This is a genomic window from Mycobacterium sp. ELW1, assembly GCF_008329905.1.
Taxonomy (GTDB): Bacteria; Actinomycetota; Actinomycetes; order Mycobacteriales; family Mycobacteriaceae; genus Mycobacterium.
Window position 1 is genome coordinate 4,727,174 of the sequence record NZ_CP032155.1, and the last position, 12,979, is coordinate 4,740,152.

Genomic DNA, 12,979 nt, shown 5'->3' on the forward strand with positions numbered 1-12,979 from the left:
GAGGACGCTCAGTACTCCTGAAGGCTCTCTCGCAGGGTGGTCCCGGGGTAACGGGTGCGGAAGCGGCCGCGACGCTGCAGCTCCGGCACCAGCAGCTCGGTCATGTCGTTGAAGCATCCCGGGGTGTCGGTGGCCAGCATCATGAAGCCGTTGCAGCCGCCCTCGTCGAGGTACTGCTCCATCTGATCGGCGACGTCGGACGGCGTGCCGACCGCCACCGGCGCACCCATCGAGACGCCGTAGATCTGCGCGGCTTCGCGCACCGTCACCGGGGCGCCGTCCTTTGCTTCCAGGATCGCGTCGAACAACCCGCGGATGCCCTGCACGTCGGCGTCGACCACGTTGTCGTCGAGGCCGAGTGTGGAGAAGTCGAAACCGGTGTGGCCAGAGAGGATTCCGAGCGCACTCTCGATCTGGACCTTCTCGACGAACTCGGCGTAGCGGTCGTTCGCGCGGCCCTTGGCCCGGTCGATGATGGTCTGCAGACCGTAGATCAGCTTCACCGACTCGGGGTCGCGACCCGCATCACTGGCCCGGGTGCGGATGTCGTCGGCGTAGGCCCGCATGCTCTTGGGCGTCGGGAAGATGCCGAACACGGATTCGGCATGTTTGGCCGCGAATTCGCGACCCTGGTCCGAGGATCCGGCCTGCCACAGCACCGGCCGCTTCTGCGGCGATGGCGCGACGAAGTGGCGGCCCTTGGATTGGAAGAACTCACCCCGGAAGTCGACTTCGCGGACTTTGGCCGGGTCGGCGAAGATGCCGTTCTCCCGGTCGTAGACGATCGCGTCGTCGTCCCAGGAATCCCACAGCTGATACAGCAGCTGCATGTACTCCTCGACCACCTCGTAGCGCTTGTCACGCGGCGTCAGGTTCTCTTTGCCCATCGCCTGGAACTCGCTCTTGGAGTAGGACGTCACGATGTTCCAGCCGACCCGGCCACCGGTCAGGTGATCCAGCGTCGAGAGCTGACGGGCCATCATGTACGGCGGCACAAAGGATGTCGACAGGGTGATACCGATGCCGAGGTTCTTGGTGAACGCCCCGACAATCGGGACGACGCTGGCGGGCTCGTGCACCGGACACTGACCCGCGAACTTCACCACCGGATCCGAGTTGCCCTTGTAGGTGGTGTACGGCGCGAGTTCGTCGGCGATGAACATCGCGTCGAAAAGGCCACGCTCCATGGTCCTTCCGAGATCGCGCCAGTACTCCGGCCGCGACCAGTGGTAGCCGACCTTGTCGCGCGGGTGCGCCCACATCGTGGAGGCGTGGTTCATCACGCCGTGCTGCACAAACCCGAGCAGATGCGCTTTCTTCTTCGTCACAAGGCCGCCCCCGCACGGTCACCGCGCAACTCGAGGATGAACGCCACGATCACCGCGGCGGCGGTGCCGAGGCCGCTGAAGGCGAGCACGTACCAGAACGCACCGCTGTAGGACGCGATGATCAACAAGACCAGCGATGTGAGGACCGCGACGGTGGCTTTCCACGTGAAGCCGGGAACCAGTGCGACTTCCGAGGAGTCGAGCTCCTCATCGAATGCGTCGACGCTCGTCCCGGCTGCCAGCTCCCGCCGGATCCGCAGGAAGCTCAAGGTACCGACGATCAGATAGATGACGGCGAGCACCAAGCCGATGCCGGCGCCGAGGTAAAAAAGAGTCACTGCAATGCCTTTCGGGTGCTTCGGTGGTTACTGCTGGCCGGCGATGACGGGGTCACCGGGCTTCTCGGTGGCCGCGGGTGCGGTGTCGCGCTCCAGCAGGGCCCCCTTGCCTTCGGCGAGGCTGCCGAAGTCGAAGCGGGTGTTGGCGCGCAAGCTCACCACCACCGAAACGATGGCCGACGCGGCGATCAACCCGATGATTCCGAACAGCGGTCCGTAGGTCGGCCCGAGGGTCTCCCGCAGCGGACCGCCGACCGCGATGCCCGCGAGCACACCCGCGACGTAGCCACTGCCGGTCATGCGGGACCAGAAGATGCTGAGCGTCACCGGGATGAGCAGGCTGGTGCCGTAGAAGTACACCGTGGTAACGAGATTCACGTAGTCGATACCGGTCAGCACCACGCCACCGGCGATCGCCGCCGCGACGATCATGCTGGTCTTGGTGATCGTGAGCAGCCTGCGCTCGGACACCTTCGGCCAGTACCGGTGGACGATGTCGACCGCGACCAGTGACGTCACGCCCGAGAGGGCACCGTCGATGGCCGCGAAGCATGCGTTGACGACCACGAGCGTGTACAGCGCGACGATGAACACCGGCAGGCCGAGGCTGGCGATGACGTGCGGGCCGACCGCTCCCGCACCCAGTGAACCCAGCTGGTCCGGTGTGACGCCGTAGGCGACACCGATGAAGCCGAGCAGACCCAGCGCCAGCGGAATCGGGTAGAACCACACGCCCGCCCACAGGAAGCTCCGGCCGAGGTCCTTCGGCCGGATCGCCCACACACGTTGCCAGAATGACTGATCGGCAATGACGTTCGTCAAGAGTCCGAGCGCCAGCGCCAGACCGAAGCTCGCCGCCGTGACCGGATTGAAGGGGTTCAGGTGCTGGTCGCCGAGCGCCTCCACCTTGGTGAAGATGAGCTCGGCGCTGCCGGCCTTGGCCAAGGCGAACAGCACCACCACCGACGAGCCGACGCCGAGCAGCAGCGTGTTCAATGTTCCCGTGACCGCGGACGTGGTCAGCCCGCCGAAGTACGAATACACGGTGACGACGACGATGCCGGTGATGACGATGCCGATCGGGGTGAGACCGAAGATCTTGTTCATCACGAGCACCAGCCCGGCGAGGTTGATCATGATGACGCCGAGCAGTGCACCGATCAGGAACACCAGGGTCGCCACACTGCTGACCGTGTTCTGGAACCGCGCGCGGATGAATTCCGCGAGTGTGTATCCGGACGGCATCTTCTGACGCAGCTTCAACGCGAAGGGCACCATGATGATCACGGCGAGGCCGTTGGGCACGATGAACCACACCAGGCCCGAGGTACCCCAGGTGTAGGCCTGGGCTGACGACAGCATCACCGCCATCGACCATGTCCACACCGAGATGAGCGACGCCACCCCGAATCCGAAGCCGAGCAGCCGGCCGGAGATGACGAAGTTGTGCGTGGTTTTGACGGCGCCCTTCACGGCGAGGGCGATGAGCAACAGGACGATGCCCGGGCCCAACAGCAGCGCATATCCCAATGCGCCTGACTGCTGGATGAATTCGAGGTGCGGCACGGCCGGTCTCCTTGTGTGGGTGAGATAGTGGTGAGCTAGGGGTTTGCCGCGGGCTTCCACCCGAGTTCCGGGGCGATCTCCTCGGCGAAGAACCGCAATCGTTCGACGTTGAGATCCGCTCCGGCAGTGCCTGTTCTGACCGACGGAAACAGCCCGGTGGTCGGGAAGAAGTCGGTGACGAAGCCCAACAGGGCGGGGTCATCCCGAAGTTGGGCAACGATGTCCGCCGCGGTGCCGGTCCGTGTCACGGTCCGCAGGTAGTCCTTCGGCGACAGCGCCCCCAGTTGCGGGAAGCGGGCATCCAGGGTGCGTTGTGTGGACGCCACGTGCGGTCCGAGTTCGTCTGCGATCGCGTCCACGCTGTCACCGTGAAAGACGAAGCGCTGGGCGCCCACCCGCGCGTCATCGAGGTTCCCGTGCAGCGTCACCCATTCTTCGAGGTACCCGACGATGAACCGAAGCTGGTGGAAGATGACGTGATCGTGGAATGCGCCGATCATCAGTCCGTTGCCATTGCGGGCGATCTTGCGTGCCCTGTCCTCGCTGCTGGCCGTCTGCCACAGCCTGCCTCGCAGACCCGCAACGCCAGGGAAGAGCCGCTTGGGCTCGATGTCCGCCGAGGCCTGTTGTCCGGCAACCGAATCGGAAGAGGATAGCTGCGAGGGCGTCGACGCCACGACACGGGTATGGGTGAACTCCGTGCACTCTCGCCCCTCCAGCAGATGGTGGAGGATGTCCAGATTGCGGTCGAACAGTTCATGCCTCGCCGAGAAGTCGACTCCGAACGTGTTGAAGGCCTGCAGATCTCCCCGGGCGCCACCCAGTCCGACCTGGACTCGGCCGCCCGATATCTCGTCGAGCACCGAGAGGTCCTCGGCGAGCCGGATCGGGTGCTCGAAGGGCAGTGCGATGACCGCTGTGCCGAGCTGGATCCGGGTGGTCCGTGCCGCGGCAGCGGCGAGCACGACGAGCGGTGACGGGACACCGCCATCCTCGGGGCTGAAGTGGTGTTGCCCGATCCAGACGCTGTCGTAGCCGATGTCCTCGGCGGCGACGATGCTGTCGATGAGCTCGTCGTAGGTACGTCGCGCCGGCCGGTCGGCGGCGCTGGGGACCTGTGTGAAGAATCCCAGGGTGAATTGCTTGCCCGGTTGACGCAGACGCGCTGCGCGCTCTTCGAGCTGAACCTGTTCAGACACCGACATGTTCGCGGAGCGCTCCGGTCTCGTCGAATGCGTCCTGGAACAGGAAGCTCGATATGTAGCGATCCGCGGAATCCGGCACGAGCGTGACGATCGTGCGGATGGACGGGTCGCCGCGTCCGGCAATTTGCCTGGCGGCGGCCACCGCGGCTCCCCCACTGAGCCCGGCGGGAATTCCGGCGTACCTGGCGAGTTCGCGAGCCGTCGCGGCGGCGTCGTGTTCGGTGACTCGCAGGATCTCGTCGACGACCTCGTCGGCAAAATTCGGACTCTTGAAGTTCGGGCCCAAGCCGTAGATCTTGTGCGGATTAAATTCTTCGCCGCTGAGCACCGCGGAGTTGTCGGGTTCCACCGCGAAGATCTTGATGCCCGGGTTCTTGTCCTTGAGGTAAGCGCCGACCCCACTGATCGTTCCGCCGGAGCCGACTCCGATGATCACCGCATCGACGTCGCCGGCGGTGTCCGCCCAGATCTCCGGTCCGGTGGTCGTTCGGTGAATCTCGCGGTTGATGGGAATGATGAACTGGTTGACGAAGAATGCGCCGGGTGTGGTGTTGGCGATTCTCCCGGCTTCCTCCACCGAGCCGCGCACTCCGTCTTCCTTCGGCGTCAAAACCAGTTCGGCACCGAGGTTCTGGACGACGACCTTCCGCTCGTAACTCGTGTCTTCATAGATCACGATGACAACGCGATAGCCGCGGGCCGCTCCCGCCGCAGCGAGTCCGATGCCGAGGTTTCCGCTGCTGGCCGCGACGATCGTCCCGCCTGGCCGTAGTTGTCCGCTGCGCTCGGCGAAATCGATCGCACCGACCGAAAGCCGGTCCTTCACGCTGGCCGTCGGGTTGTAGTACTCGAGCTTCACCAGCAGCTCTGTGTCGGCAGGAGCGAAAGGGCTGCTGAGGCGAACGAGTGGGGTGCTGCCCACCGTTCGTGTGACGTCGTCGAAGATTCGTTTCTGGCCGATTGCCACGTTGTCTCGTATCCATTAGGCGTTGTCCCGCAACACTATTCGACCCTCCCAGTCCGGCGCTGGCGTGGGAGAAGGGGACATGGGGTCGAATGCAAACTAGCAACGGGTGGCAGCGGTGCGAAACGGATAAAAGCAGGGTGAATCGAAGTCGCCGAGGTCGAGCCTCAGCCGCCGCTGACGTCGAGACCGTGCGCAGCGGAGAACGCCAGCGCCTGCGCCACGTCGATGCGCGCGCCCCGGCACGCGGCGGTGGTCCACAGCGTGGGGTCGATGCGCGCGCCCCGTAGGTCGGCCTGCTCGAGTCGCAGCCCGTTGGTGCGCGCCCCGGTCAGATCCGCGCCGCGCAACACGGCCTTACGCAGATCGGCCTGCACCAGGCTCGCCTCCCGCAGCCGGCACCCGGACAGATCCACCCCGCGAAGGTCCGCGCCGCCAAGCACGGCGAGGGTGAAATCGACTTCATCGCAGACAAGCGGACGCAGGCGGCAGTTCTCGAATGTCGATCCGAGCATGCTGCAGTTTCGGAACGTGCTGTGCCACAGGGTTGTCCGCAGGAACCGGCAGTTGCGGAATGCCGAGCCCTGATGCACCGATTCGGACAGGTTGGCGCCACCGAAATCACATTCGGTGAAGACCACCTGCTCGGTCTGCAAGCCGGAGAGGTCCTCATCGCGAAAGTCGTGGCCGACGAATTCGCGATCGGTCCACTGCTCCACTAGAGCTTCGCCAGCGCGTACTCGCTGATCACGATCAGCGCATCGGTGGCCGACTTGCGGTCCCTGGCGTCGACGGTGAGCACCGGAGTGGTGTCGGGCACGGCGAGCGCCCGCCGCACCTCGTCGGTGGGATACCGTGGCGCGCCATCGAATTCATTGACCGCGATCAGGAACGGCATCTTGCGGTGCTCGAAGAAGTCGACGGCGGCGAAACTGTCCTGCAGACGGCGCACATCGACCAGGATGATCGCCCCGATCGCTCCGTGCACCAGGTCGTCCCACATGAACCAGAACCGGCGCTGCCCGGGCGTGCCGAACAGGTAGAGCACCAGATCCTGGTCCAAGGTGATGCGCCCGAAGTCCATCGCCACCGTCGTCGTCGACTTACCCGGTGTGGCGTCGAGCACATCCACGGCGGTCGACGCGTCGGTCACCATCGCCTCGGTGCGCAACGGCATGATCTCCGACACCGCCCCCACGAAGGTGGTCTTGCCTGCGCCGAACCCACCCGCGACGACGATCTTCGTCGAGGCGGATGATCGCCCCTCAGAGGGCTCGTAGGCCACGGAGGGTCCTTCCTATCAGGTCGCGGCGCTCGTCCGGTGTCGAGCGGTCGGTCAACGTCGTCCGTACCCGAAGATAACCCGCCGTCACGAGGTCACCGACCAGGACGCGCGCGACGCCGAGCGGAAGATCCAGTAAGGCCGAGATCTCGGCCACCGACGGGCTGTCGGCGCACAGGTCGCAGATGCGCCCGCGGACATCGCCTGACGGCCAGTGGTGCTGCTTCGCCGACGGCACCGCCTGGATCGGCGCCTCGACCGGAAGCTCGACGGAGGTGTCGGTGCGCCCCGCGGTCAGCGTGTAGGGGCGCACCAGATTCGCCTCGGCGTCACCGGTCACGACGGTTGGCTGGCCCGCCGCGACGATGAGACGACATTGCCCACCCGTTCGACCAAAACCGCCATCTCGTAACCGATTTGGCCAATATCGCAGCTGGGCGCGGCCAGCGTGGCCAGGTGCGATCCGTCCCCACCCGCATCACCAGCAGGTAGCCGCCGGCCATCTCCACAACTGATTGCAGAACCTGGCCGGCCTCGAAGAGCTGCGCGGCGCCCGCGGCCAGGCTGGCCAGCCCGGAGGTCACCGCAGCCAGCTGCTCGGCCCGATCACGAGGCAGCTGCTCGCTCGCCGCGATGAGCAGGCCGTCGACCGAGACGAGCACCGCGTGCGAGACCCCGGGCACGTCGCGGGCGAAGTTGGACACCAGCCAGTCGAGTGAATTGTGCTGCGGCCGTTGCGGCAAGGTCATGAGTGGTCTTTTCCGTTCTCTGCGGAGCCAGCCTGGAGGTCCGACCGCGCCGCGCGGACGCCGCCGAAGTGGCTGCTGAACGAGGCGCGGACCGCGTCGGGATCGCGTTGCGGGAGAACAGGGGCCGGTGACTCGGCGGCCCCTGGCACCAACCGGGCGCCGGGATCGCGGACCGGCAGACCGTGTTCGGTGTGGTCCTGCACGGGCACGTTGTCCACCTCGGCCGCGGTCTCCCAGCCGTTGTCCCACACCGACTTCCAGTCTTGGGGCACGGCAATGGAGTGCGGGTCGACCATCAGCTCGTTGAGCATCTTCTGGTAGATGAAATCGGTGTCGGTGTCCTCGAAATCGGGCGCCGACAGCCCGGCCGCCAGCACATCCATATCGCTGATGTCGAGGTGTTCGTCACGCGTCTCCTCGGCGCGGGCACGGGCGGCGAAGAACCCTGAGGTGTCCGATGCGTGCACGTTCTCGGCAGCGGACTGCTCCGCCCCGCCGAACCACGGCGACGGCTGCGGTTCGGGCTCGGGCGCTCCGGTGATTCCGCTGGAACCCGGGGAACGTCGCGGCAAACCACTCGGATCGACCGCGGCGGGCTCGGCCGTCACCGAGACCGGTTCTTCGCGACTGTCGTGCCCGGCAGGCCTTTCGGAGGGGGCGTCGTAGCGCTGTGCGTCGGTGCCGACCGGTTCGCCGTGCTCCAGCAGTTTGGCCGGGATGTAGAGCTCGGCCGTGGTTCCCGACGACGGCTCGCCCTCGACGGCGTTACGCAGCCGCACCTCCATACCGTGCATGTGCGCCAGCCGCCCCACCACGAACAGCCCCATGTGCCGGGTGTTGTCCGGGCTGACCTCACCGCCGGAATGCAGGCGCATGTTGGCGATCCGCAGGTCGCTGTCGGTCATGCCGATGCCGTCGTCGTGCACCTCGACCAGCACCCCGGCGTTGCCGGTGTGCACCGCGCTGACCCGCACCGGCGAGATCGGCGGCGAGTACCGCAGCGCGTTGTCGATCAGCTCGGCGAGCATGTGTACCGCGTCTGCGGAGACTCGCCCGATCAGGGCCGAGTCGCACACCTCGGCGATCTCCACCCGCTTGTAGTCCTCGACCTCGGAGACCGCGCCGTTGACAGCGCTGGCCAACGGCAACGACTCGCGGTGGTCGCGCGACACCTGCGCGCCCGCGAGCACCAACAGGTTGGAGCCGATGCGCCGCATCCTCGTCGCCAGATGGTCGAGCCGGAAGAGGTTGTCGAGCCGTTCGGGGTCTTTCTCGTTGCGTTCCAGCTGGTCGATGAGCGAGAGCTGTTGATCGACGAGCGACCGGTTGCGCCGCGACATCGTCTCGAACATCTCGTTGATCACCAGCCGCAGCCGCGCCTCGTCACCGGCCAGCAGCAGCGCCTGGGTGTGCAACTCGTCGACCGCGTGGGCGACCTGGCCGATCTCCTCGGTGGTGTAGACCGGCAGCGGCTGGGGTTCGCGTTCGTCGCCGGCCCGGACCCGGGCGATGCCCTGCTCGAGGTCGGTGTGCGCGACGCGCAGGGCGCCGTCGCGCAGGATGCGCAGCGGCCGGACCAGGGACCGGGCAACAAGGAACACCACCAGCAGCGCGGCGATGAAGGTGGCCAGCGCCAGCAAGCCGTCGCGGATGACGGCGTGGCGGCGGTCGCTGGCCAGCTGTTGCACCGCGGTGGTGACCTCGTCGGTGGTGCTCGTGACGACCTTCTCCGCGATGGCGTCGGTGGCCTGCAGCGATTGACGCAGCTCGGCGTTGCCCGCTAGCGCGGCGTCCGGGCTGGACATGATGCCCATCCGGCGGACCATCTCGCTCTGCAGGGTCTTGGCCTCGGTAGAGCCGACGCCGAGGACCTGGCTCATGCCGAACAACGTCGACGGCTCGGTGCCGGCCAGCGTGATCATCGACGTGCGGAGTTCGGGCTCGGGCAGGTCGCCGCCCTGCTCGACGAGCAACTCCTGCATCAGCATCTGGCCACGGGCGCCGATCGCGCGACTCAATCCCTGGGTCTGGACGCGCAATTTCTCGTCGTCGAGGCGAACCGAGCCGTTGATCGCGTCCTCGGCGGTCAGCAGGATCGGCGCGTAGGTGGTGATGCGCTCGCGCAGCCCAATCGTGTTCGCCGACACCGCCGCCACCAGTTGCTGACCCCCGGTGAGCAGGTTGGTCACGCCGGTGCGGACGTCGGGAGCGACGTCGGTGGAATTGAGCTTGTTCTGCAGGGTGGCTGTGCTCTTGTCGAATGTATTGGCCGCGGTCTGGGTGTCCCCGTTCGACGAATAGGCCAGCAGCACTCCCTGTAGGGCGCCGACGTAGCCCTCGATCACCGGAATCATCTGAGCGCGATCGGCGGCGACCTGCAGATCCCGGGCCGATTCGACGCCGTCCCAGATGCGGGCGCCTGCGAAGGCGAGCGCGAGCGCGAGCGGAACCGCCACGATCGCAAACACTTTGCCCCGCACCGGCCAGTTGCGCAGCGACCATCGCGACGGCCGCTTCGGCGGCACGGCTGTCGGCTGTTGAATCTGATTCATCGAAGACTTCCTGGTCATCGCTGCCCGTGTTGACCACAACGGAGCTGCGCATAACCCCTGGCAATTCGTCGAGTATGACAGCGATTGCCCAGCACTTCCAGAGTCGTTACTGAACAGAGAGATACCGGTGACGCCCGCCCATTTCGCGTATTGGGGAGTCGAGCAAATTGCGCTGCGGCACAACTGAGATCATCAACTCACGCGAATTACCTACGCTGGTTTGAGCAGCGCGACGAGAAAGTCGGAGTCATCGGAAAACGGCCGCACATCCCACGTGGACAGCAGCAGATCGGGCGTGAGTCCGGCGTGGGCGGCGTCGTCCAGGAACTGGCTGTACTCGTAGTCGCGCCCGGCGCCGAAGCCGATCGCCGCGCGTCCGTCGGCTTTGAGGTGGGCACGCAGCCGGGTCAGCACCTGCACGCGGGTGCTGGGCGCGACGAAGGTCATGACGTTGCCGGCCGAAACGATGATGTCGAACGGCTCGGTGATACCGCGCGCCGGCAGGTCGAGTTCGGCGAGGTCGCCGACGAGCCAGCGTGGGCCGGGATGGTCCTGTTCGGCCGCCTCGATCAGTGCCGGGTCGACGTCGACGCCGACCACCCGATGACCGACCGACGCCAGATATCCGCCCACCCGCCCGGGGCCGCAGCCGGCGTCGAGAATGTGGGAGCCGCGCCGGGCCATCGCGTCCACGAAGCGGGCCTCACCGACGACGTCGTCACCGGCGCGGGCCATCGCACGGAACCGCTCGATGTACCACCGCGAGTGCCCGGGATCGGCCGCGACTTTCTGCATCCAGAGACTGGTCTCGACCATGCCGCCATTATCCCCGCGTCCGGAGCGTGGCTGTGTTCAGGCCTGAGATGAGAGGCATCCCGCTCTCTGCCCAACATCAGGATCAGGGTCTGCCGAAATCGCCTACTAGGCTCTGAGACCATGCGCTATTCCGGCGCCGGCGGATCGCTCGGTGCGAGCCAACCCGCGGTGTGGGCCATCAGGAATGTGGTCGCACCCGTGCACCGGTGGATTTATCGCTGCTCGCGCGGACGAGTGTTGGCGCGCAACATTCTCTTGTTATCCACTCAGGGCTGCAGGACGGGAAAAGTCCACACCAACCCGGTTTTCTTCCTTCGGGATTCAGATCAGTTCGTCATATGCAACGTGCGGCCGCGTAATGAACGAACGAATCCCTGGGTTCTGAACCTGCGCGCCCACCCGACCGCAACGGTTCAAATCGGTGCCGACCGCATCACCTGTGATGCGCGTGAACTCGAGGATGCACAGGTTGATCGGTACTGGCCACGACTCGTCGCGCTCTGGCCCGCCTACCGAGAGCATTACGAACGGAGCGGGGACCGGACAGTCTTCGTCCTCGAGCCGCGCGTCTGAGATCCGCGTGTTCAGAATCCTCTTCTACTCACCACGGATCGCGCCGAACACCGGTAATGCGATCCGGATGGTGGCCGCGACCGGATGCGAATTGCATTTGGTGGAGCCGCTGGGCTTCGACCTGTCCGAACCGAAGCTGCGCCGCGCCGGATTGGACTATCACGACCTGGCGTCGGTGACGGTGCACGCCAGCCTGGATCAGGCCTGGGCGGCGATGGCCGGCGCGCGGGTGTTCGCGTTCACGGCGCACGCCACGCGATCATCGTTCGATATCGCCTACCAACCTGGCGACGTGATGCTGTTCGGGCCCGAACCGACGGGTCTGGACGCCGCCACGCTGGCCGACCCGCACATCACCGAGCAGGTGCGCATCCCGATGCTGTCCGGGCGGCGGTCACTGAATCTGGCCAACGCTGCCGCGGTGGTGGCCTATGAGGCGTGGCGGCAGCATGGCTTCGACGGTGGGGTCTAGCTGTACTGACCTGAGAGGTTAGGTACGCGGGTGGCGGGTGGTTGGCCGCCGAGTGCGGTGTGGCCGCGATGGTGATTGTAGGTATGCAGCCAGCGAGGGAACTCCGCGCACCGTTCGGCGTCGCTGGTGTAGAGCCGCGCATATGCCCATTCATCGGCAAGGGTTCGGTGGAATCGCTCCACCTTGCCGTTCGTCTGGGGTCGATAGGGTTTGGTTCGACGATGTTCGATCTGCCCGAGTGCATCTCGGAATGAGTGGGATCGGTAACAGGAGCCGTTGTCTGTCAACACTTTCCGTACGGTGAAGCCGCATGCGTTGAACCATTCGTTAGCCCTTTGCCAGAAGTCAGCAGCTGTGTCTTTGCGTTCGTCGATTAGCAGTTCGGAGTAGGCCAGCCGGGAGTGAGCGTCGATGGCGGTGTGCAAGAAGTGATAACCACGCCGCCCGGAACGGTCGCTGCCAGTTCCTATGCTTCTGTCCTTGCGGGAGTGATGATTTCCTGCGCTGCGGCCCAACATGCGCCATCCGCCGCCAGCCGGGATCTTGCCTACCTTCTTGACATCGACATGCACCAGGTCGCCGGGGCTGGCTGACTCCATCCGCCGGATAACTCGCCCGGTGGGCCGGTCCAGCCACCGCAGCTTGGCTAGGCCGTAGCGCCTCAACACGTTGTGGACAGTCGAGACATTCAGTCCCAGCAGATAAGCAATGCGAGCCGGTCCCCAACGTCGAAGTACTCGGACTTTAATGATGCGCCGCTCGGTGCGTGTGGGGGTTTGATTAGGGCTGTGATGTGGGCGTGAGCTGCGGTCGGCCATGCCGGCTTCGCCTAGTTCGCGGTAGCGGCGGGCCCAGCGCGCAGCGGTAGTGACCGCAACCTGGAACCGCTCGGCCGCCCGTCGCAGCGTCCAGCCATCCTCGACAACGCAACGTGCCAGCCGCAGACGACCGGTTTCGGACAAGGGGGCATTACGGTGGACCATGAAGACCTCCGGAGTGAGTTGGTGCGTTCCTTAAGCAGCTCGCACTTCACTCGGAGGTCTTCGTCATGTCACTACGCCACGCCGTACTTAACGTCCGTGGTCAGTACATCTAGCTCGGCGGGCAGGAGCGTAGCGACCCGGGGAATCATCT

13 protein-coding genes and 1 pseudogene are annotated in these 12,979 nt (G+C 65.7%); 2 read left to right on the forward strand and 12 right to left on the reverse strand.

Annotated elements, in window-relative coordinates:
• Positions 1 to 8: 8 nt before the first annotated feature.
• The 11 genes and pseudogenes from D3H54_RS22500 to D3H54_RS22550 form a co-directional block, all read right to left on the reverse strand.
• A complete protein-coding gene (locus tag D3H54_RS22500; RefSeq protein WP_149381314.1) occupies positions 9 to 1,328 on the reverse strand; it encodes an LLM class flavin-dependent oxidoreductase in 1,320 nt (439 codons plus the stop codon).
• Entirely contained in the window at positions 1,325 to 1,666 is a 342-nt protein-coding gene (locus tag D3H54_RS22505) for a hypothetical protein (RefSeq protein WP_149381316.1), read from the reverse strand. Before D3H54_RS22505 ends, D3H54_RS22500 begins: the two co-directional genes overlap by 4 nt.
• Before the next feature lie 27 nt (positions 1,667 to 1,693).
• A complete protein-coding gene (locus tag D3H54_RS22510) occupies positions 1,694 to 3,232 on the reverse strand; it encodes a sodium:solute symporter family protein (protein ID WP_149381317.1) in 1,539 nt (512 codons plus the stop codon).
• 35 nt (positions 3,233 to 3,267) lie between these two features.
• Positions 3,268 to 4,431, reverse strand: coding sequence for an LLM class flavin-dependent oxidoreductase (locus D3H54_RS22515; RefSeq protein WP_168214945.1), 1,164 nt, complete (start codon positions 4,429 to 4,431; stop codon positions 3,268 to 3,270).
• Entirely contained in the window at positions 4,424 to 5,404 is a 981-nt protein-coding gene (locus D3H54_RS22520) for a PLP-dependent cysteine synthase family protein (protein ID WP_149381322.1), read from the reverse strand. Before D3H54_RS22520 ends, D3H54_RS22515 begins: the two co-directional genes overlap by 8 nt.
• Before the next feature lie 164 nt (positions 5,405 to 5,568).
• Positions 5,569 to 6,120: a pentapeptide repeat-containing protein gene (locus D3H54_RS22525; RefSeq protein WP_149381324.1), complete on the reverse strand. Its 552-nt coding sequence runs from the start codon at positions 6,118 to 6,120 to the stop codon at positions 5,569 to 5,571.
• Positions 6,120 to 6,686, reverse strand: coding sequence for a GTP-binding protein (locus D3H54_RS22530; RefSeq protein WP_149381326.1), 567 nt, complete (start codon positions 6,684 to 6,686; stop codon positions 6,120 to 6,122). The genes D3H54_RS22525 and D3H54_RS22530 overlap by 1 nt, the downstream gene beginning before the upstream one ends.
• Entirely contained in the window at positions 6,667 to 7,023 is a 357-nt protein-coding gene (locus D3H54_RS22535; protein WP_149381328.1) for a DUF742 domain-containing protein, read from the reverse strand. Before D3H54_RS22535 ends, D3H54_RS22530 begins: the two co-directional genes overlap by 20 nt.
• Positions 7,020 to 7,432: pseudogene (locus D3H54_RS22540) on the reverse strand (roadblock/LC7 domain-containing protein). Before D3H54_RS22540 ends, D3H54_RS22535 begins: the two are co-directional and overlap by 4 nt.
• On the reverse strand, positions 7,429 to 9,984 hold the full coding sequence (locus D3H54_RS22545; RefSeq protein ID WP_149381330.1) for an ATP-binding protein: 2,556 nt from the start codon (positions 9,982 to 9,984) through the stop codon (positions 7,429 to 7,431). The pseudogene D3H54_RS22540 and the gene D3H54_RS22545 overlap by 4 nt, the downstream one beginning before the upstream one ends.
• Before the next feature lie 210 nt (positions 9,985 to 10,194).
• On the reverse strand, positions 10,195 to 10,800 hold the full coding sequence (locus D3H54_RS22550) for a class I SAM-dependent methyltransferase (protein ID WP_149381332.1): 606 nt from the start codon (positions 10,798 to 10,800) through the stop codon (positions 10,195 to 10,197).
• 120 nt (positions 10,801 to 10,920) lie between these two features.
• Here D3H54_RS22550 and D3H54_RS22555 point away from each other — a divergent pair, with 120 nt between their 5' ends.
• Both D3H54_RS22555 and D3H54_RS22560 read left to right on the forward strand, forming a co-directional pair.
• Positions 10,921 to 11,373, forward strand: coding sequence for a nitroreductase/quinone reductase family protein (locus tag D3H54_RS22555; RefSeq protein WP_149381334.1), 453 nt, complete (start codon positions 10,921 to 10,923; stop codon positions 11,371 to 11,373).
• A 7-nt stretch (positions 11,374 to 11,380) separates the two neighbouring features.
• A complete protein-coding gene (locus tag D3H54_RS22560) occupies positions 11,381 to 11,845 on the forward strand; it encodes a tRNA (cytidine(34)-2'-O)-methyltransferase (protein WP_149381336.1) in 465 nt (154 codons plus the stop codon).
• On the opposite strand, the gene D3H54_RS22565 is transcribed toward D3H54_RS22560, so the two are convergent.
• Positions 11,842 to 12,828, reverse strand: coding sequence for an IS481 family transposase (locus D3H54_RS22565; RefSeq protein ID WP_149378248.1), 987 nt, complete (start codon positions 12,826 to 12,828; stop codon positions 11,842 to 11,844). The genes D3H54_RS22560 and D3H54_RS22565 overlap by 4 nt on opposite strands.
• Positions 12,829 to 12,979: the final 151 nt, after the last annotated feature.

Bases quoted from the DNA above. Each gene is read 5' to 3' on its own strand.
- D3H54_RS22545 (WP_149381330.1), bottom strand. From the start codon at position 9,984: ATGAATCAGATTCAACAGCCGACAGCCGTGCCGCCGAAGCGGCCGTCG.
- D3H54_RS22550 (WP_149381332.1), bottom strand. From the start codon at position 10,800: ATGGTCGAGACCAGTCTCTGGATGCAGAAAGTCGCGGCCGATCCCGGG.
- D3H54_RS22555 (WP_149381334.1), top strand. From the start codon at position 10,921: ATGCGCTATTCCGGCGCCGGCGGATCGCTCGGTGCGAGCCAACCCGCG.
- D3H54_RS22565 (WP_149378248.1), bottom strand. From the start codon at position 12,828: ATGGTCCACCGTAATGCCCCCTTGTCCGAAACCGGTCGTCTGCGGCTG.